This window comes from Ohtaekwangia sp. (assembly GCF_036568665.1).
Classification (GTDB): domain Bacteria; phylum Bacteroidota; class Bacteroidia; order Cytophagales; family Cyclobacteriaceae; genus Ohtaekwangia.
On the sequence record NZ_DATCSD010000220.1, the window covers coordinates 1 to 19,669 of the forward strand.

The following is a 19,669-nucleotide window of genomic DNA, read 5'->3' on the forward strand; positions in this document are numbered from 1 at the left end:
GTTGTATTCTTGAACTTGAATGCACCACCTGCGAGGTCTATATTTTTAATCTCCCAGGTATTCGCTGCAACCAGTTCCATTTCATCGGCACCCCAGCTGTTAAATACACCGGCTATATACATCTTGGCATTGTTTGCAGGATATAGCTGATCAACAATCGAGAACGTTGTTGTTGATTCTGTTACTTGACCTTTGGTATCAGTCGCTTTAATTATCAGTGTATAATCTCCGTAGTCAAGTGAAGAAGCGTTAAAAGCAGTTCCTTCCACATAGATCGAATCACGTTCACCACCCAGTGTTTTTGAAGTAGTATATATTTCATTACCATCTTTGTCTTTCAGGGTAATGCTTCCGGATGCGAGCGGTGACGAAGGACCGTCAGCAAAAATTACTTTAACATCGAAACCTCCGATCTTGGTGCTGGTTTTGGGTGTATAGCTCAAAATAGCAGGCGGATAGTTGGTCAGATTGTTCACATCGATATCGTCCTGGCACGAAGACAGAACCACCAGCGATATGAAGGTTGAGAGTATCAGTATATATTTCATGTTTCTCAATATTTAGTATGTAGCTTGCCGGAGTGCCACACTATAGATGTACCACTCCGGCAGCATGATTAATATCCAGAGTTTTGTTCCAGGCTTGGGTTAGCAATCTTGGCCGAAGCTGGTATCGGAAATACATCGCGGAATGCTTCCGTTTCTTTTCCTTCCGGTACGTTACCTTTCCAAGGCCAGATAGCCCGGGGGTTGCCTGAATCGCTGGTGGTGAACAGACCAAAGCGCACAAGATCTGTACGGCGATGACCTTCCCAGTATAATTCTCTTCCTCTTTCATCGATGAGGAAATCAAGCGTAAGGTTTGCTGCACTAATGTTGCCCGTAGCATCACCATACGCACGCTGACGAAGCTGGTTGATATACCCTACTGCCGTGCTCTGATCGCCACCGGAACCTCCGCGCACAACGGCCTCAGCATACATGAGGTATACATCTGCCAGGCGGAACATCGGATAGTCGTTATCAACGAATGTAGAGTTTGAACCAGACTCACCATCGGAAGTGAGGTTCACAAATTTGGGAACTGCATAACCTTCGTTGAAGGATGTGATCGGTGTACTTGGAATTTCTTTTGACTGACCGGCGGTATAAAATATAGCGCGTGAATCGGTAGCACCGGTTTCATCCGGAAAAAGATTTACCAGGTTCTTTGTAGCACGCAAGCCAGCCCATCCGCCATCAAGACCATAGTTAGCAGCCACCATCGATCCTCCTACAGATGCATGACACAGAAAGGTCATACCACCATAGGTTTGTGTATGGGTACCATCGAAGTTTACTGCGAAGATGATCTCTGGTGATTTGTTGTTATCCGCCAAAAAATTATCCTGGTAGTCGGTAGCCAGGGAATATATACCAGACTGGATGATCTTGTTCAGATACGTAAGCGACTCGGTATCTTTTGCTGTACCGGTATATACTTTAGCGTTCTGATATAGCTTGGCCAGTAACATCCACAGTGCTGCTTTATCAGCTCTGCCATATTCTACTGTGCCCGGATCACCCATGTCTGCTTCTACATCTTTCAATTCACTTTCAATCAACGCGAATACATCCAGCTTGCCATTCTCCGGCTGATTAGGTGATGATGTTCCTACCGGATTGGATTCAGGTACGATGGGTATATTTCCAAACATATCCAGTCCATGCCAGTAACTTAACGCGCGCAGAAAGCGAACCTCTGCACGGAATTGTTTTACCTCTGCTTTAGTCTCATCGGTATTACCTCGCGCAGTAAGTTTATCATCTGTAGTCTGACGCAAAAATTCATTCGCCATGGATATCTGGAAATAGATACGATTGAACATCGCATTCACAAACTCATTTTGTGCTGTCCAGGTATGCAAGTGATACGTTGGCAATGTACCATCGTTCCACGCGATTACTGCTTCATCCGTAGTAAGCTCCTGAGCTTTCCAATATTGACGCAGGTATGTTGAGAAACCTTCATCTATACCTGTGATATCCGGATCACCGGCAGGTCCTTGTTGACCACTGATCGCTAACCCCGCATATATCTTTGCGAGAAATTGTTTATACGCAGCAGGCTCTGTAAAAACAAGATCTGCTGTTGCTGAGCTTTCAGGAGCAACATCGAGGTCTGTACATCCCACGATCGCTACAAAGCTTGTTATGAATAATATTCTGATTATCGTCTTCATGTTGTTCATCGTTCGTAATAATTAAAAGCCAAGACTTACGCCGAATACATAGGTTCTGGCACGCGGGTATAGATTGTTGTCGATGCCGGATACGCTGGCTTCCGGATCGAGGCCCGAGTACTTGGTAATCACAAACGGGTTCTGCACCGTTCCATATACTCTCACACGCATGGTGCTGGGCAATTGCTTGAAGGAATAACCCAGTGTAATGTTATCCATGCGCAGGAAAGAAGCATCTTCGATATAGTAGTCCGAGAAGTATTGTGGATTGAAGAAGTTTGTCTTCAATACATCGGTAATCATATTTACCGGGCGGAACGGATCGGCCGCACGTTTGAAGCTGGAGTTGGATGCTACGTTGTTATATACATAGTTACCCGTGCTGGCACGCAATGTAAACGTAAGATCAAACCCTTTATAGTTCAACTGCGATGTAAGACCATATAGCATGGAAGGTGAAGGCTTCTTGAACGGACGCAGATCGTCTGAATCTACTTTACCATCGCCATTCACATCTTCATACATATCGGCCAGTGTAGCGTTACCGTTGTTGTCGGTTACCGGGTTTCCGTTCTCATCATACTTTTGCTTGTAAGCATAGAATGCGTTTACCGGTTGTCCTACTTTCAGGATTTGTATTTTGTTACCTACACCTCCGGAAATATCACCGGTGGTATATCCTTTAAATTTAGGATCATCGCTTCCATCCAGTGCAACAATCTTGTTCTTGTTATACGCTACGTTGAAAGCTACATTCCAGGTGAGATCACCTTTATCGATAGCCACTGCGTTCAAGGTTAATTCTATACCCTGATTCTTTACTTTACCAATGTTGGTAACGATCTGGTTCGTCAGGTTAGCACCGGGAGGTACTGCGCGTGTAAATAAAAGTTTAGAAGTATTCTTCTGGTATGCATCAATAGAACCAGTGAGTCTTCCATTAAGTACACCAAAGTCAAGACCTATATTTAGCGAAGCTGTTTGCTCCCACTGTAGTTTGTCATCATAACCGGAAGGGCGTATCGTACTCACATACGAATTACCGAATTGATATTGTGCCGTCTGGTTACTGGTAGTATAGGATGGCAGGTAAGTATAGTTCTTGATGCCATCCTGGTTACCGGTTATACCATAACCTACTCTCAACTTCAGATCACTGAATGTATTCTGTAATGTTTCCAGGAATGTTTCATCGATGATGCGCCACGCAAATGCCGCAGACGGGAACAAGCCCCAGCGTTTCAGCGGACCGAAGCGTGTTGACCCATCTCTGCGGATATTGGCGGTAAACAAATATTTATCCTTGTACGAATAATTTACTCTGCCGAAGAATGATATCAGTCTGTTCGTTCCGTATGGCTCGAGTTTGTTTTGCGGGAACGGATTGAACGGTATAGTTTGCTTGGCAACGCTAGGGTTATCTGCACCGTAGATGTTCGTAGTTAAACGTGTAGCATCAAAGCCCTGCAGCTCAGAATAAAATTCCTGCCATGAGTAACCGGCTGTTACATCGATCTTGCTGTTGATAGAAGTTAGATCTTTCTTATAGTTTACATATCCTTCAAACAGCTTGGCATATTTATAAGGGTTCTGTATCGTGATCTTTCCGGTATCAGGAGACACTTCTGATTTCAGATAGCTTGGACGGAAAGTTTTACGCTGACCACGCGTTACATCGTAGCCTAAATTTACATTGAAGCGCAAGCCTGGTATAGCCCGTAGTTTATAGTCGGCCTGTATATTTCCAAGACTGCGGAACACTCGCCCAACATCATTGGTAAGATTCAATTCGGCTACCGGATTGCTGGTTGCCTGAAACACCGGTATACGTTTACCATCTTTTACATCATACCATTCGTTATAACCACCGAACGGACTTTGTGCATCGTATACCGGTTGCGTTGGATCGTACGCTAACGCCATGCCGATAACACCGGGTGCATAACGATCTTCGGTCTGTGCACCTTTCACACTGATATTTACGGTGAGATCATCATTCAAAAAATTCTGGCCGAGATTCAGCGAGAAGTTTGTACGCTTGGTATAAGAAGTATTGATAATACCATCTTGCTCTTGGTGTCCTACGGATGCACGATAATTTAATTTATCCGTTCCACCGGAAAGCGAAAGTGTATGACTTGATCCTATAGCCTTACTGAAAATTTCATCCTGCCAGTCAGTATTGTTGTTTCCCAGGAACTGAAGATTGCCCGGAGCTTTTGCTGTTACTACTGAGCGGAATTGATCGGCATTGAATACATCATAACGTTTGGCAACTGTACCAACAGAATAGAAGCCATCGTAGGTTAATGAAGGAGCGCCACTCTTTCCCTTTTTCGTAGTAATGATGATTACACCGTTGGCAGCACGCGAACCATAGATCGCAGCTGCCGATGCATCTTTCAACACCGTGAACGTTTCAATATCATTCGGGTTGATGAAGTTGAGCGGATTGCGTCCTGCAACGGTACCGTCAGACGCCACGGGTACACCATCAATCACATAAAGCGGTTCGTTACTGGCTGTGATTGAAGTACCTCCGCGAATGCGTATACTTGAACCAACGCCCGGCTCACCACTGGCCGGAGAAATTTGTACACCGGCAATTTTACCTGTGATCAATTGATCAGGCGATACAATAGCACCGCGGTTAAAAGCTTTGTTATCAACAGCAGCAACAACGCCGGTTACATCTTTCTTCTCCTGTTGTCCATATCCAACCACTACGACTTCCGTCAGTGCTGTAACATCTCCGTTCAGAGACACATCAATGACAGATCTTCCTGCCACAGATATTTCCTGAGTAGTAAATCCGACAAAAGAAAAAACGAGTGTAGCGTTCTCTCCAACATTGAGGGAATAACGACCATCGGCATCTGTTACGGTTCCGTTGGTTGATCCTTTCTCCACGATACTCACACCAGGAAGAGAGGTTCCATCATCGGTAGAAATTACCTTTCCGGTAATCTTCACGCTCTGCGCCTGTACCTGTACACACGCGAAGAGCAGCACGATGACGAGAACTTTTTGGGTTGCTTGATAAAGTTTCATCATAGGTTGTTCGTTGGTTAATGGTTAAATTAAAAGCAGGATTCTACCCTACTTTGAGTGAAAAGTATTGTCAAACCCCATTCAAAATTCAAAATAAGCGATAAAAATTCACGAAATCGGAGTCGTAATCGGAGTCGCATTCGTTTGCGAAGTTGCGAAAAAAGTTGCGCAAACGTTGCGGAGTTTAAACGGATAGTTGTAAACTTGCAATATGAAGTACAATCAGGTAACCATTAAGGACATTGCCCGCGAGCTGGGCATCTCCCCATCAACCGTTTCCAGAGCACTGAAAGATCATCCTGACATCAGTCCGGAGACGAAGAAAGCTGTGAACGAACTTGCTGAAAAGCTGAACTACCAACCCAACATCGTTGCGCTGAGTCTGCGACAGAGCAAGACGAATACGATTGGTGTGATCATTCCTGAAATCGTGCACTTCTTCTTCTCAACTGTTATCAGCGGTATAGAAGATGTAGCCTACAGCGCAGGATACAATGTGATCATCACACAGTCTAATGAATCATTGCAACGCGAGAAGACTGACATCAAAGCTTTGTTCAACAGCCGAGTGGATGGTATGCTGATCTCTCTATCACGCGAGACAAGTACATTCGAACACATTGATGCTACACTTGCCAAAGGTGTACCGATGGTATTCTTCGATCGTGTATATGATACACCTACATCGAGTAAAGTAATTGTAGATGACCTGAGTGGTGCTAAAGATGCCACGCTTCACCTGATTGAACAAGGATGTAATCGCATTGCTCACCTGGAAGGCCCTCCTAACCTGGGCATTACCAAGCAGCGCCTGGAAGGATATCTTGAAGCTTTGAATGAAAGTGGTATACCGGTTAACAGAGACCTGATCATGTCGTGCCCGCTGGGTACCATTGAAGAAGGTAAAGCTGCTACCGAAAAATTACTGAAGATGGAAAATCCTCCGGATGCAATCTTCGCTACCAACGACCCTGCTGCTATGGGTGCTATGCAAGCTATAAAAGAAGCGGGTCTGAAGATACCAAAAGATATAGCGGTTGCCGGTTTTAGTAACTGGTTCTTCAGCGCGTTGCTTGAACCACCATTGACTTCTGTGGATCAACCCGGATTTGAAATGGGACAAGAAGCTGCCAAGCTGTTGATCCGCCAGATCGAAGTGAAATCGAAAGACAATACCGATCCGACACCTGAAACCAAAGTATTGAAGACTCGCCTGATTGTACGCGAATCATCTTTGAAAAAAGGTAAAAAGAAATAAGTCTGTATCGTTCGAAAGCGAAGTCCTGAATGAGTTCATATGTTGAATTTTCATTCAGGACTTTCTTTTTTATGCGTATCATATCTTTCCCTAACCAGTTGCCGCAATCGATTTCTGTTTTTTAGTGTCTGCCCTTCGTAGGTTAAGTGTGTCGAATTAATTTTACTTGAACTGTTTATTAAGGTTTAACACAACATGTCAAGAACAATCAATTCCCCTCTCAGCAAAAGTTTAGGATCGTTAACTCACTGGAAAAATATCAAGCATGCACTGGTTGGAGAAACTTCTCACGGGCGGTTTCAAATTCAATTTTATAACGAGGGCATTACACGCATTTCCGTTACCCAAGCCGATACATTTGAAGACTTTTCTTATTCTGTGGTTGCTTCTCCATCCTATCAACCCACAGTAACAGAACACACCGATGCATTGGAGGTTGTTACTTCCAAGTTCAAGATGCGCATTACCAAAAATCCTGTGCGCTTCAGTTTTTATACACTCGATAATCAACCCATCAACGAAGATGATCAAGGTTTTGGAACAAGCTGGAATGGCGAACAGATAACGACCTACAAGAAGATGCAAGCCGGTGAACGCTTCATCGGTCTTGGTGAGAAAACAGGTCCGCTCGATCGCAAAGGCAATGGCTATCAAAACTGGAACACCGATAACTTTGCATACTCTCCCGGCTCTGATCCGCTATATTGTTCTATACCTTTCTACATTGGTGTGCACAATGGATTATCGTATGGTATATTCTTCGATAACTCGCACAAATCATTTTTCAATTTCGGGGCATCCAACAATCGCTTTACAAGTTTTGCTGCCGACTCCGGTGAGATGAATTATTACTTCATTCACGGAAATTCTGTTGGCGAGATCATTCAACAATATACTCACCTCACCGGCCGCATGGAGATGCCTCCGCTGTGGAGTATAGGTTATCAGCAATGTCGCTACAGCTACTATCCGGATAAGGAAGTATTAACACTCGCGCGCACGTTCCGCGAAAAAGATATACCGGCTGATACAATTGTGTTTGATATCCACTACATGGATCAGTACAAGATCTTTACCTGGAGTCAACGCGATTTCTCGGATCCGAAAGAACTGCTTGTACAACTACAGCGCATGGGCTTTCACGTTGTGGTAATGTGCGACCCGGGTATAAAAGTAGAAGAAGGATACGACACCTACGATAAAGGTATACGCGAAGATGTATTCATAAAATACCAGGATGGTACTAATTATACCGGGCAGGTTTGGCCAGGCTGGTGTCACTTCCCTGACTTTACAAATCCTAAAACACGCCTGTGGTGGCAGAAGCAATTTCACGATTATGTGAACATTGGTGTGGAGGGTTTCTGGAATGACATGAACGAGATCGCTACCTGGGGACAGATGATCCCCGAAAATATAGAGCTCGACTTCGAAGGCAACAAAGCCTCTATGCGCAGAGGCCGAAATATATATGGCATGCAGATGGCCCGCAGTACATACGAAGGTGCCAAAGCATTACTGAAAGGGAAACGTCCGTTCAACCTCACACGTTCTGGTTTCTCCGGAGTGCAACGCTATGCCGCTGTATGGACAGGCGATAACGTAGCGTACGATGAACACATGCTGCTCGGCGTACGACTGGTGAACAGTATGGGATTGAGTGGTATAGCATTCGCAGGCTATGATGTAGGCGGATTTGTAGGCGATGCCAACTCAAAGCTTTTTGCTCGCTGGGTTTCCATCGGAGCCTTCTCTCCTTTCTTCCGCGGTCACTCCATGATCAACAGTCGCGACTCAGAACCGTGGGCGTATGGCGAAGAAGTAGAACAAATCTCGCGTAACTATATCAAGTTCCGGTATCAGCTGTTGCCCTATATATACTCTTTGTTCTACGATGCCAGCACAACCGGTATACCGGTGCAACGCTCGCTTGCTATCGATTATACACACGACTGGAAAATTTATGACGGACAGTTTCACAATCAATTTTTACTCGGTCCTTCTATACTGGTAGCGCCTGCTGAAAGCAACAAAGAATTTGTAAAAGTATATTTCCCGGAAGGCGATTGGTATTCGCTGTATAACGGACAAAAATATGCTGGACAATCCGAAGTTATTGTTGAGTGCCCTGTACATCGTTTGCCTGTATTTGTTAAAGGTGGTGCTATACTTCCTATGAAACCCGTGCAGTCGAGCACCAAAGAAGTGAGCGATCATTTAATACTGCATGTATATGCCGGCAAACAAAATACATCATTTATACACTATGAAGATGACGGCAGCACGTTCCAATACCAGGAAGGTAGATTCGCCAAGCGTTTGCTGGAGTATCGTCCACATGAGCGCATGTTTATCATCAATGCAACGGAAGGCACATACGTGTCGCCAGTTCGAAAACTGAAAGTGGTATTGCATGGATTTGACGGAACCCTAGCCCAGGCGTTGGTGAATGGAAATCCGGTAGCGGTGATCAACGATGTAAACCAGTTCTTTGCTGCGCTGGAAAAATTCGATCCGTTCTTCGATCCGGAGCCGGCTCCACAGGAAAACGTGCACAGTCTTGAAATTGAATATTCAACCGGACCGATCACTATACAGTGGTGATTATTCTGATGGCAATTGTCAGTAAAAATTGGTATTGATACAGATTTTATTGACTTTAGCACATCTACAATCGATTGAACTAATCTACCTTCATGAGCACGCACGCTACCTTGCAACGGCCTCGCATGAGCTTCTGGCAAATCTGGAACATGAGCTTCGGGTTCTTCGGAATTCAGTTTGGCTTTGCATTACAAAACGGAAATGCGTCACGTATACTCGGCATCTTTGGTGCCGATGTTGAGCACCTCTCCTGGTTCTGGCTGGCTGCTCCACTCACAGGCATGATCATTCAACCGATCATCGGATACTATAGCGATCGCACGTGGACTTCATTAGGAAGAAGAAGACCCTACTTTTTAGCCGGGGCTATCATTGCATCTATAGCATTGATGTTCATGCCCAATGCTGATGTACTGGTACATATACTCCCGGCATTATATGCAGGAGCCGGTATATTAATGATCATGGACGCATCGTTCAATGTAGCGATGGAGCCGTTCCGCGCATTGGTGGCCGATCTGCTTCCTTCTGATCAGCGTACACTTGGTTTCTCTATTCAGACTTTTCTGATCGGTATAGGTGCTGTACTTGGTTCATGGCTGCCCTATATATTTGCCGAGTTTTTTGGTGTAGCGAAAACTGCACCGGCCGGAGAAGTTCCCTATAATGTAACACTATCCTTTTACGTTGGTGCTATATCTTTCCTCATTGCTATACTCTGGACAGTTACTACTACCAAAGAATATCCACCGGATGAACACCTGAAGGATGCGCATGCTTCATCAGACAAAAAAGGATTAAGTCAGATCGTTGCAGACTTTGCCGGTATGCCTGCCACTATGAAACAGTTAGGATTGGTTCAATTCTTTTCATGGTTCGCATTGTTCTCCATGTGGGTGTTCAGTACATCCGCCATTGCTACGCACGTATATGGATTGCCCATGAGTGATACTTCTTCTGAAAGTTACCAGGATGCCGGTAACTGGGTAAGCGGGCTCTTTGGTATTTACAACGGTGTGTCCGCTATATATGCATTGTTTCTTCCTGCCATTGCTAAAAAGATTGGTAGAAAATTAACGCATGCCGTTTCGCTCACGGCCGGTGGTATAGGATTGATCTCGATTTATTTCATTCACGATCCTCAGCTCCTGGTCCTGTCGATGATCGGAGTTGGTTTTGCGTGGGCAAGTATACTGGCCATGCCGTATGCTATACTGGCGGGTTCGATCCCTCCTTACAAGATGGGAATTTACATGGGTGTGTTTAATTTCTTCATCACTCTACCGCAGATCATAAATGGTATTGTAGGCGGACCGATCGTAAAGTATATTTACGGCTCGCATGCTATCTATAGTATTGTTATGGCGGGTGTGTTTCTGTTGATAGCAGCCTTCTGCGTTCGGTTTGTTAAAGACCAGGACGATGTTGTACGACTATGATCAGAACTATACTATATCTCACCGTTGTCTTGTTATGTGGCAATGTGTATGCACAAGACTATTCGTACTTTACCAAAACCATTCGTACTTTTTATACCAGTGCTGCAGAAGCTGAAAAGCAATATGATCTGCTGGTAAGCAAAGAGCAGATTCCCTTTGCTATAGGCGACTCTGTGGCATTTTTATATCGCGGAGAAGCCAACAGCGTTGCCTGGATGGGCGACTTCAACGGCTGGGGATATGACAAGAATTTTCACAACAAAGGAACACGTATACCGAACACCAACATCTGGATACTCAAGACCTCCTTCCCTGCTGATGCAAGGCTCGATTACAAAATTGTAGTGAACGAATCTACCTGGCTGCTCGATCCGGTAAATACCCACCAGCAATGGTCGGGTGTTGGTGGTGGAAGTCCTAACTCCGAGTTACGCATGCCCCGCTGGGCGGCAGATCCGGTTACTGAACCAATGGAGGGTATACAGCGCGGCAAGATCCAGAAAGACATTCTCATCAACAGCGCGTTACTTGGCTACCAGGTAACGTATAGCATCTATACTCCGCCTGGTTTTAACCCCGCACAACGTACCATCTACCCGATCATTTATATTACCGATGGCTATGAGTATATGCACGAGCAAATGGGCAACATGCCTGTTATACTCGATAACCTTATTCACCTAAAAAAGATTAAACCCGTTATCGCAGTATTCATAGATCATCGCGAACCGGTTAATCGCTCGAACAACCGGAGAATGCAGGAGCTCGCGATGAATTCGGGCTACCTGGCTTTTATCACAACCGAATTGATACCAAAGATTGAGAAGCAGTACATGGTATCGATCGATCCGAAAGACCGTGCTATACTGGGTACATCGATGGGTGGATTGACGGCAGCATACTTTGCCTTCTCGCGCCCTAATCTTTTTGGATTGGCCGGTATTCAATCACCAGCATTCTGGTTTAAGCCCGAGATATATACTTTATGCGAGAATCCGGAAAAACCACCGGTAAAAATCTTCATGACTACCGGCACGATTAATGATACCCGGGAAGGTGCCGAAAAAATGAAAACACTGCTAAACAAAAATACCTGCACCTATCAGTTCCGCGAAGTGAACCAGGGACACTCCTGGGGAAACTGGCGCGACCTGACCGATGATATTCTCATTTACTTTTTCCCCGCCAACTGATTAAATTCGGGCCATAATTCTACTATCCCCTTGCTTGACTATGAAACTTGGACGTCTACTACTCTCTGTATTCCTGGTAATTGCTGTAACAGTATACATAACTAGCTGTAGCTCTGGCAAAAAAGCGTATGAGCGCGGAGATTATTACGAGGCCGTAATGAAATCTGTGAGCCGGCTAAGACAGAATCCGGATCACTCCAAATCATTGGAAACGCTAAAGAATGCCTATCCGCTGGCAGTAGAATTTTATGAAACGCAAGCCAAAAATGAGGTTGCCTCTAATTCCAATTTCAAATGGAAGAATGCGATACAGGCTTACAATACCATCAACCAGATGTATGAAGCCATCCGTCAATGTCCGGGCTGTATGAAGGCTGTAAAGAGCCCGGTAAATTATTATAACGAGATAGGCCCGCTGAAAGAAAAGGCTGCAGACGAAAGCTATAACGCTGGTATAGAGGCCTTGATGAAAGGCAACCGAAATGATGCCAAGCGTGCATACTTCAATTTCGTGGATGCTCAAACCTATGTGTCAGGCTATAAAGATGTAATCGAGTACCTGGACAAAGCCAAGTATGAAGCGACTCTGAAGATCGTAGTAGAACAGATCCCTGTTCCTGCACGCTATAACCTGAGTGGCGGGTTCTTCCAGGATAAGGTTGAAGAATTTCTCCACACCAATTATACCGAGCAAACCTTTATAAAATTCTATACTCCGGAAGAAGCCAAGGCGGTAAGTCTGCCCTATGCCGATCAGATCATGCGCATTCAGTTTGATGATTTCTCGGTTGGCAATTCTGTGCTGAAAGAAAAGGAAGAAGTTGTTACCCGCGACAGTGTAAAAGTTGGTGAAGCCAAGGTAGATGGTAAAGTAATACCGGTATATAACACCGTGAAAGCTAAGCTGAATACCTATCGTAAGGAAGTACTGTCATCAGGTTTACTTAGCATGGTGATCGTTGATGGTAAAACCAATGGCGTATTAACACATCGTAAATTTACCGGTGAATATGCGTGGGTAAGTCAGTGGGCTCGCTTCAATGGAGATGACCGTGCACTGAGCGATCAGCAACTGGCGCTCTGCAAACTTCGCGAACAACAACCTCCTGTTCCTCAGGACTTGTTTCTCGAGTTTACCAAACCGATCTACAATCAGTTGATTCCTTCTATTCGTTCGTTCTACCAGAACTATTAAGCGCGTTACTTTATACTGCTATAGATCTCTATTCAGTATATATGTTGGCTGGCCGACAAATCGGTACATCCACTCAAACCATTTTGTTCGTAATTAGGTTAAGTAAATATAAAACCCATTACAACAATGAAGTTTAACATCGCTATGCTGGCAATCGCACTGATGATAGCCGGCAGTTCTTGTGGGCAAAAAAGTAAACAATCAACATCAACTATGGCAAACGAACCAGTGAGAGAAGGTCTGGCACTAGCAACCTTTGGCTCCGGCTGCTTTTGGTGCACCGAAGCTGTTTTTCAAAATGTAGAAGGCGTAGAAAAAGTTGAGTCCGGCTATGCAGGGGGCCATGTAAAGAACCCTACATACAAGGAAGTATGCAGCGGCCTTACGGGCCATGCAGAAGTTATACAGCTTCACTACGATCCTGCAAAAGTTAGCTACGATGAATTACTGGAAATCTTCTGGAAGACACACGACCCTACTACATTAAACCGTCAGGGTGCGGATGAAGGAACACAGTATCGTTCTGCAGTATTCTATCACAACGAAGAGCAAAAGCAACTCGCGGAAAAGTATAAAGCAGAGCTGGATGAAGAAGGCATCTTCAGCAATCCTATAGTAACGGAGATAGTGCCCTATACAGTATTCTATAAAGCAGAAGATTATCATCAAAATTATTATAACCTGAATGGTAATGCGCCTTACTGTTCTTATGTGATTCAACCCAAGCTGGAGAAGTTTCGCAAAGTGTTTAAACATAAGTTGAAAAAATCTTAGATTTTTTTTCAACCGCTGAAACCTCTCCCTATAGTCTACGTTAGACTACAGTGAGTAGAGTAATTCTTCTCATAGGTTTAGGTTTAGGTAAAACAAAAAAGCCCAGAGACGCTGGGCTTTTTTGCGTTCTATACTTTATACTATATATACATTTCGGTGCTATACCTATATATTATTTTAGCAATACCGGCTTTATCAGAATATAGTTGTGTGGCTGTTATTTATTGGGGCTCCATTGGAAGTTATCCGTTAAACGTTATTAGTTATTCGTATAATGCGCTGATCTCTGCCATCCAATAGAGATGAGCTTTCTTCAAGTCGAATATCCCTGAACTCTATCTTAGTAGTATATATTTCCCATGTATAAATCTCAATTCACGATTAACCAATAATTGAATTGGAATATCGAACAAGGAACATCGAATAACGAATGTCGAAGTATAAAAGACGCTACAAATCCCGGATATACACCTCTAGCTTGTAGCCAGAAGCCAGCAGCTTTTTTTGAATACCAACGGAACAAAAACAAAAAAGGAGCCGAAGCTCCTTTCCTGATATATACTCACTAAAGTGATTCCTTAAAAATTACTTTAACTCGTAAGCAATCTCCATTACTTTCACTACTTCACCTGAACGGTTCTTGATCGGCGAGAAGCTGGAACGAATGGCGATGATTTCTCCTTTACGGTTAATGCGTTTGAACGATCCTTTCTTCGGATAACCTGAACTGAGGTCTCTCCAGAACTGACGGTATTCTTCACTGTTCTTTTCTTCTTTGGTGGCCAGTATGCGGTGGTGCTCACCAACAACTTCGTCCTGCGTGTATCCAAACAGCTCCAGGAAGTTGCTATTCACTTTATTGATAGTTCCGTCAGCATTATAGTCTGCTACTGCCAGCGAGCCGTGTATAGCGTTTAACGTGCTTTCTGTTTCCGCCTGGCTACGCTGCATTTCTTCCTGTGTAGCCTGGAGCTCTTCCATGTTCTGGCGCATCTCTTCCTCCTGCGCGCGCATCTGCTCGGTCATCTCTTGTGATTCTTCCAACAGGCGCTGTGTACGCGCGTTGATCTTCACAGTGGAGATAGTAGATGCTATACTTTCAGCGATCTTTTGTACGAACTCTATTTCAAAATCCTGGAAGACATTAAAAGAAGCGATCTCCACCACACCAAAGATCTGCTCATTTACTTTCAGCGGAACGATCAACACGCTGGTAGGATTCGCATCCCCTAATCCGGATACGATCTTCACATAGTTCTGAGGTACTTCAGTCAGGTAAACAGTATCACCTTCCTGCCATGCCTGGCCGGCAAGTCCTTCACCTTTATAGATCTTATGATTCAGGAATTTCTTTTTATCCCAGGCGTAGCAAGCCTTCATAGACATGGTTGCTTCTTCATCAGCAGCCGTATCATCCACTATATATAGGGCCCCCTGATTCGCTTTGAGGTACTTCACCAAGTTACCAATGATCTCATCCGACAGTTTACCAAGGTCACTGTTATTGGTACGCAGAATCTCACCGAACTTCGCCAGACCTTCTGTTGCCCAGTTACGTTTCTTATCGTCTTCCGATACTTTGGAAAGGTTGTTACGCATGTTGATCAGCGCGTTACCCAATACATCGTGCTCACTGAGAGGCTGGAAGTCCATCTGGTAATTACCATTTCCTATATTCTCAGCAAACAAGCTCGTTGACTTCAAACCGGTTACGAGATTATCCATTGCAGTGGCCATCTCTCCTATTTCATCATTACTTGCCTGTGCCTGCTTCTCTTCCACCAGTTCACCCTTACCAAGTTTAACCACCACATTCTTGAGGAAGTTGACTGGTCGGGTAATACTGCGCCTCAGGAACAAGGCACTTAACAATCCAATGATGATAATACTGGTACCAAGTACCAATGTATAGGTCTGAAGACTCTTGATGGAATCTTTTATTTCGGCATCCGATCTCTCCGTTACATCGTCTTGCTTCTTGGCAATACGATTCAGTCTGTTGATCAGGTCTGTTGTGCGGGGAATTACCTGGCTTTCAACGGCATCTTCTGCTAACAGCTTGGTGAGTGGATCTTCATAGTTTTCAAATGACTGCAGGTTAGCCATTACAGATTTCTTCTGCACATCATTGATCAGTGTATCGAACTTTAAAAACACGGTGTCCATCCAAGCGCGTTGGCTATCACTCTCCCAGGTGGGCATCAGCTTGGTGATCTTTTCGCGCAATGCCGGGTAATCGTAATCCTGAAGCTGGCGAAGAGCGTTCTTATCTTCCTGGTTGGTTTGCAGATATACCCAGTTTGTTACCAACATTTTTGATCGCGTTACCAGGAGAACAAACTCCTTGATAGCATCCTGTGATGGACGGTATATCTGGCTCGAACTGTTTACAACATTATTAATCTCATTGCCTTTCCAAAAAATTATACCACCGTTCACAACGAACAGCACTATCAAAATTAGAAAACCACCGAGGATCTTATTCCCGATGGTTAACCGAAAGCGAAATCTCCTTTTATCTTTTTCTTCCATAGGTAGGTATTAGATCATGATTGCCAGTCGCGACAATTCATTACTTATTCTTAAGTTTTTCTTGCTAATGGATGCCTGGTTTAATTCGAACGCCAATTTACCATCTTTCACAATAAAATTGATATTGCTTCCCTTCAAGCCAAGTCCCGGCTCTTCGGTTACAATTAATATAGGCATCGCGTTAACCTTTGCCAGTACATTGTCTATTTGAGATGATTTATTGGAGGGAACGTACAGAATATTACATTTCCTTATCTCAGTGGGTGCGTTAATCTTCGTCACTTTTATAGAACGATCGCCACTTACCTTTTTAGTTTGGGCCATGTTCCTGAGTTCATCAAGGATAGGTGAATCTCCCAACACCAGTATTTCGAAGTCGCCTTCATTATAAGCATCCGGCCATTGTACATAGCGCGTAAAGCTGTAGATAAACACTGATTGAAACTTATGCGTCTGGGAATAACCAGCTATCTGAATCAGTAGAAAAAGCAAAATGACTGAGACTCTCTTCATGCTTCGGTAATTATACTGCTTCTTTGATAAGCATGCAAAAATATGCTGGCCCATAGATTAAAATGTTTAAAAATTAGTGCTTTCTAATACATTGGCCATGTATTGCAAGAAGTCAGCCAGTTTTGATGGCAAGGTAAAATTTAGCATTTCGATCTATATCTTACAAGTGAAAAACGAGGTGATACGAACCTGTTCAGGCACCTATCATATTAATGATATTCCGTGCAGGCATCGCGTTTGCTAAAGCTCTCATATCGGTAAGTAAAAAGAGCCTCTTGGATTCAAACTGATTCGATTTTAGTCTTGACGACTAAAGTTGACGGCTATTGCTGCGCCCCAAAACGAGACGAAAGAACTATATTTCAGGCGCAGTTTGGGACACTTTCATCTGTATGCTCTCCTCTCTTCATGAAGAGCAACCTTTCATCCGGAAACCATCGAACATGCATCTTCAAAAACATGCTGATCTTCCTCGTAAAAATTACATAAAAACAACACCACAGATGCTTTCTCTTCATTAAAAAATGGTCTCATCATCTATAATTAAAGACCAAAGACATTCCATGATGAACTGTAAGAGTTCACAGCGTTTGTTGGCAAACAGAAAAAAAGGAAGCGACAACCGTCACACGTCATCACTTCAAAAGGTCATTTATACTTCAGACTTTTTCACGTCTCGGCCTGATAACGGGTTTGGCAAAAGCCACAGATGACCGGTGTGTTTTCTTTTCCCGCTGAGGTTCTTCATCCAACTCATCGGCCTGCTTCTTTCTTCTTCCCCACCAGATGCATACACCGGTTACCGGAAGGCTGGCGCAGAGGAGGCTCGCCATAAACGCGAGTATCTTTCCCGGAAGACCCAATATAGCTCCCACATGGATGTCGTAGTTCATACGCAGAAGTTTATCTGCACCTGCAGCATCGCCCAACCTTCCATATATATGGTCTACTGAAAGTTCTTTTAATGTATACTGATCAAAGAAACGGTAGTCTGACTGCCAGTACGTTCGTGCATCGGCATTAACCGTTACTGCGATCGGAGATGTTTTCGTTTCCGGAATGTGTACTTCCAATATTTCGGCCTCAGGATGTTGAGACTTCATTTGCAACCAGATACGATCGATAGCCGGCATGCCTGCCTGTGCTATCGCTGCAGTATCGGATGTTGGCTCTATATATAGTAACGACTTCTCTCCTCCTGCTAACGTATAGAATCCTTTGGCAAACCATTGAAAACCCCAGACCAAACCTGTAGTGGCAAGTATGATAGCAATCCATGTTGCATAGAAGCCCAGCACATTATGCAGATCGTAATTCTTTCTGCGCCAGCGTGCACTCCATTTAATACTGAATCGTTGCTTCGCTGCCGCCTGGTTCTTAGGCCACCAAAGTATAATTCCGGAGATGAGCATCGCAACAAAGATGAGTGTGGCCGATGCTACCACCGGCTGACCAATGGATGGTGGAAGCCAAAGATAAAAATGCCCCATCAATACAATGCGGAAGAAATCCGCATTCTCATCTTTCACTTTTAATACTTCACCGGTATAGGGGTTCAGGTATACAAAGTAATAATACTCCGACTCGAAGCTATAGAATATAACCTGCGCTGATTTACCGGGTTTATCGTATAGCACGGCATGAATCTTCTTTCCCGGTAATTCATATTCGGCAATAGCCTTTAACTGTGATGGAGGCAAAACAGCTTTATCTTGTATCTCGACAAAACGGTATGGCTGCGTCATATCTTGTATTTCTACCTGAAAGGCATAGATGCAGCCTGTAACAGCAATTATAAAAACCACTAGCCCGGACGTTAGTCCGAGCCAGAGGTGAAGTTTTCCTATAACTTTCTTAAAAGTCATCTCCTGTTGTTAAGATCAGTTTTCGTTAAAAGCGGAAGGTAACGCTTCCTGTTACGCTTCTCAGTTTTTGCGGATTCACGGTTGAGTATCCAATCCAGTAGTGCTCGTTCGTCAGGTTGTCTACTTTCAATCCTATTCTGAATTTTGTTTGATCATAGAAAACAGTAGCGTTCAACACAGTATAGGCCGGTAAGGTAAACTCACCGATGCTGGCACTGTTAACTACTTTGTTATCGCTCGCATAGTTTCCGCCAAAGCCAAAGCCTAGACCTTTTACTCCTCCCGATTGCAAAGTATAGCTTGCCCAGAAGTTTGCTGCGTTGGGAGCTCCGGCAGTGTTGGGTCTGCGACCGGCCACATCTTCGTCTGACTTGGTAAACTCCGAGTGGTTGTGTGCAAAACCGGCAATGATATTGAAGCCCTGCAACGGACTGGCTACTATCTCTGCTTCAATACCTTTACTTACCTGCGTTCCATCCTGTATAGAGAAGTTTGGATGAGCCGGATCCGTACGTACAAGATCTCTCACCTGTATATCGTAGTAGCTGAGTGTACCGGTTAATTTTCCTCCGAGCGCATCTACTTTAATACCGCCTTCAACCTGGTTAGCTCGCTCCGGTCTGAAAGAACGTCCGTTAAAATCTGCACCGGTCTTGTTGGTAAAACCATTCTGATAGTTGGCAAACAACGATACTTTATCCTTTATCGGTTGATATACGATACCAAACTTGGGAGCAAATGCTGTTTGATTATAGCTCGTACCATCAATAATATTTCCGGTAGTTTCATCCAGGTTTCCTTTGTTATCGAAATGATCTACACGTACTGCAGCCAACACCATCAGGTTATCGGTCAGGTTTAATACATCGGATACATATGCGCTATAGGTATACGACTTGAAGATCATCGGGTATACAAACGAGAAGCCTCCATTTATATAGATGGCGTCCATGCTATTTCTGTTAAAGGTCCGGTAGTTGGCAATGGGCTGTGTTACATTCACCGTATCGTATGTACCACCTGA

At 44.2% G+C, this 19,669-nt stretch carries 13 protein-coding genes; 6 read left to right on the plus strand and 7 right to left on the minus strand.

Annotated elements, in window-relative coordinates; translation table 11 throughout:
* The 3 genes from VIN08_RS12380 to VIN08_RS12390 form a co-directional block, all read right to left on the minus strand.
* On the minus strand, positions 1–548 hold a 548-nt coding region (locus VIN08_RS12380), incomplete at its 3' end, for a hypothetical protein (protein WP_331965262.1).
* Between the two features lie 68 nt (positions 549–616).
* Positions 617–2,221: a RagB/SusD family nutrient uptake outer membrane protein gene (locus tag VIN08_RS12385; protein WP_331965265.1), complete on the minus strand. Its 1,605-nt coding sequence runs from the start codon at positions 2,219–2,221 to the stop codon at positions 617–619.
* A 21-nt stretch (positions 2,222–2,242) separates the two neighbouring features.
* On the minus strand, positions 2,243–5,275 hold the full coding sequence (locus tag VIN08_RS12390) for a TonB-dependent receptor (protein ID WP_331965268.1): 3,033 nt from the start codon (positions 5,273–5,275) through the stop codon (positions 2,243–2,245).
* A 208-nt stretch (positions 5,276–5,483) separates the two neighbouring features.
* Between VIN08_RS12390 and VIN08_RS12395 the strand changes: the two genes are divergently transcribed.
* From VIN08_RS12395 to msrA, 6 genes are all read left to right on the plus strand, one after another.
* Positions 5,484–6,530, plus strand: a complete 1,047-nt coding sequence (locus tag VIN08_RS12395) for a LacI family DNA-binding transcriptional regulator (RefSeq protein WP_331965271.1) — start codon at positions 5,484–5,486, stop codon at positions 6,528–6,530.
* A gap of 195 nt (positions 6,531–6,725) precedes the next feature.
* Positions 6,726–9,134 (plus strand): glycoside hydrolase family 31 protein, encoded by a 2,409-nt coding sequence (locus tag VIN08_RS12400; RefSeq protein ID WP_331965274.1) that lies wholly within the window; start codon positions 6,726–6,728, stop codon positions 9,132–9,134.
* A gap of 92 nt (positions 9,135–9,226) precedes the next feature.
* The gene (locus VIN08_RS12405; RefSeq protein WP_331965277.1) at positions 9,227–10,573 is read left to right on the plus strand and encodes an MFS transporter; all 1,347 of its coding nucleotides are present in this window, start codon (positions 9,227–9,229) and stop codon (positions 10,571–10,573) included.
* Positions 10,570–11,766, plus strand: a complete 1,197-nt coding sequence (locus tag VIN08_RS12410; protein WP_331965280.1) for an alpha/beta hydrolase-fold protein — start codon at positions 10,570–10,572, stop codon at positions 11,764–11,766. The genes VIN08_RS12405 and VIN08_RS12410 overlap by 4 nt, the downstream gene beginning before the upstream one ends.
* 40 nt (positions 11,767–11,806) lie before the next feature.
* Positions 11,807–12,961: a hypothetical protein gene (locus tag VIN08_RS12415; RefSeq protein ID WP_331965283.1), complete on the plus strand. Its 1,155-nt coding sequence runs from the start codon at positions 11,807–11,809 to the stop codon at positions 12,959–12,961.
* Between the two features lie 213 nt (positions 12,962–13,174).
* A complete protein-coding gene (gene msrA, locus VIN08_RS12420; protein ID WP_331965286.1) occupies positions 13,175–13,735 on the plus strand; it encodes a peptide-methionine (S)-S-oxide reductase MsrA in 561 nt (186 codons plus the stop codon).
* 585 nt (positions 13,736–14,320) lie between these two features.
* Here msrA and VIN08_RS12425 read toward each other — a convergent pair.
* The 4 genes from VIN08_RS12425 to VIN08_RS12440 form a co-directional block, all read right to left on the minus strand.
* Complete coding sequence (locus VIN08_RS12425; RefSeq protein WP_331965289.1) at positions 14,321–16,267, minus strand: GAF domain-containing protein; 1,947 nt, start codon at positions 16,265–16,267, stop codon at positions 14,321–14,323.
* 9 nt (positions 16,268–16,276) lie between these two features.
* A complete protein-coding gene (locus VIN08_RS12430) occupies positions 16,277–16,702 on the minus strand; it encodes a YfiR family protein (protein WP_331965292.1) in 426 nt (141 codons plus the stop codon).
* A gap of 737 nt (positions 16,703–17,439) precedes the next feature.
* The gene (locus tag VIN08_RS12435; protein ID WP_331965295.1) at positions 17,440–18,645 is read right to left on the minus strand and encodes a PepSY-associated TM helix domain-containing protein; all 1,206 of its coding nucleotides are present in this window, start codon (positions 18,643–18,645) and stop codon (positions 17,440–17,442) included.
* Between the two features lie 25 nt (positions 18,646–18,670).
* A partial coding sequence (locus VIN08_RS12440; protein ID WP_331965298.1) for a TonB-dependent siderophore receptor occupies positions 18,671–19,669 on the minus strand: 999 nt, incomplete at its 5' end.

What these genes read in the sequence shown, in the direction of transcription:
- VIN08_RS12385 (WP_331965265.1), bottom strand. Translation starts at nt 2,221, where the DNA reads ATGAAGACGATAATCAGAATATTATTCATAACAAGCTTTGTAGCGATC.
- VIN08_RS12390 (WP_331965268.1), bottom strand. Translation starts at nt 5,275, where the DNA reads ATGATGAAACTTTATCAAGCAACCCAAAAAGTTCTCGTCATCGTGCTG.
- VIN08_RS12395 (WP_331965271.1), top strand. Translation starts at nt 5,484, where the DNA reads ATGAAGTACAATCAGGTAACCATTAAGGACATTGCCCGCGAGCTGGGC.
- VIN08_RS12400 (WP_331965274.1), top strand. Translation starts at nt 6,726, where the DNA reads ATGTCAAGAACAATCAATTCCCCTCTCAGCAAAAGTTTAGGATCGTTA.
- VIN08_RS12405 (WP_331965277.1), top strand. Translation starts at nt 9,227, where the DNA reads ATGAGCACGCACGCTACCTTGCAACGGCCTCGCATGAGCTTCTGGCAA.
- VIN08_RS12410 (WP_331965280.1), top strand. Translation starts at nt 10,570, where the DNA reads ATGATCAGAACTATACTATATCTCACCGTTGTCTTGTTATGTGGCAAT.
- VIN08_RS12415 (WP_331965283.1), top strand. Translation starts at nt 11,807, where the DNA reads ATGAAACTTGGACGTCTACTACTCTCTGTATTCCTGGTAATTGCTGTA.
- msrA (WP_331965286.1), top strand. Translation starts at nt 13,175, where the DNA reads ATGGCAAACGAACCAGTGAGAGAAGGTCTGGCACTAGCAACCTTTGGC.
- VIN08_RS12425 (WP_331965289.1), bottom strand. Translation starts at nt 16,267, where the DNA reads ATGGAAGAAAAAGATAAAAGGAGATTTCGCTTTCGGTTAACCATCGGG.
- VIN08_RS12435 (WP_331965295.1), bottom strand. Translation starts at nt 18,645, where the DNA reads ATGACTTTTAAGAAAGTTATAGGAAAACTTCACCTCTGGCTCGGACTA.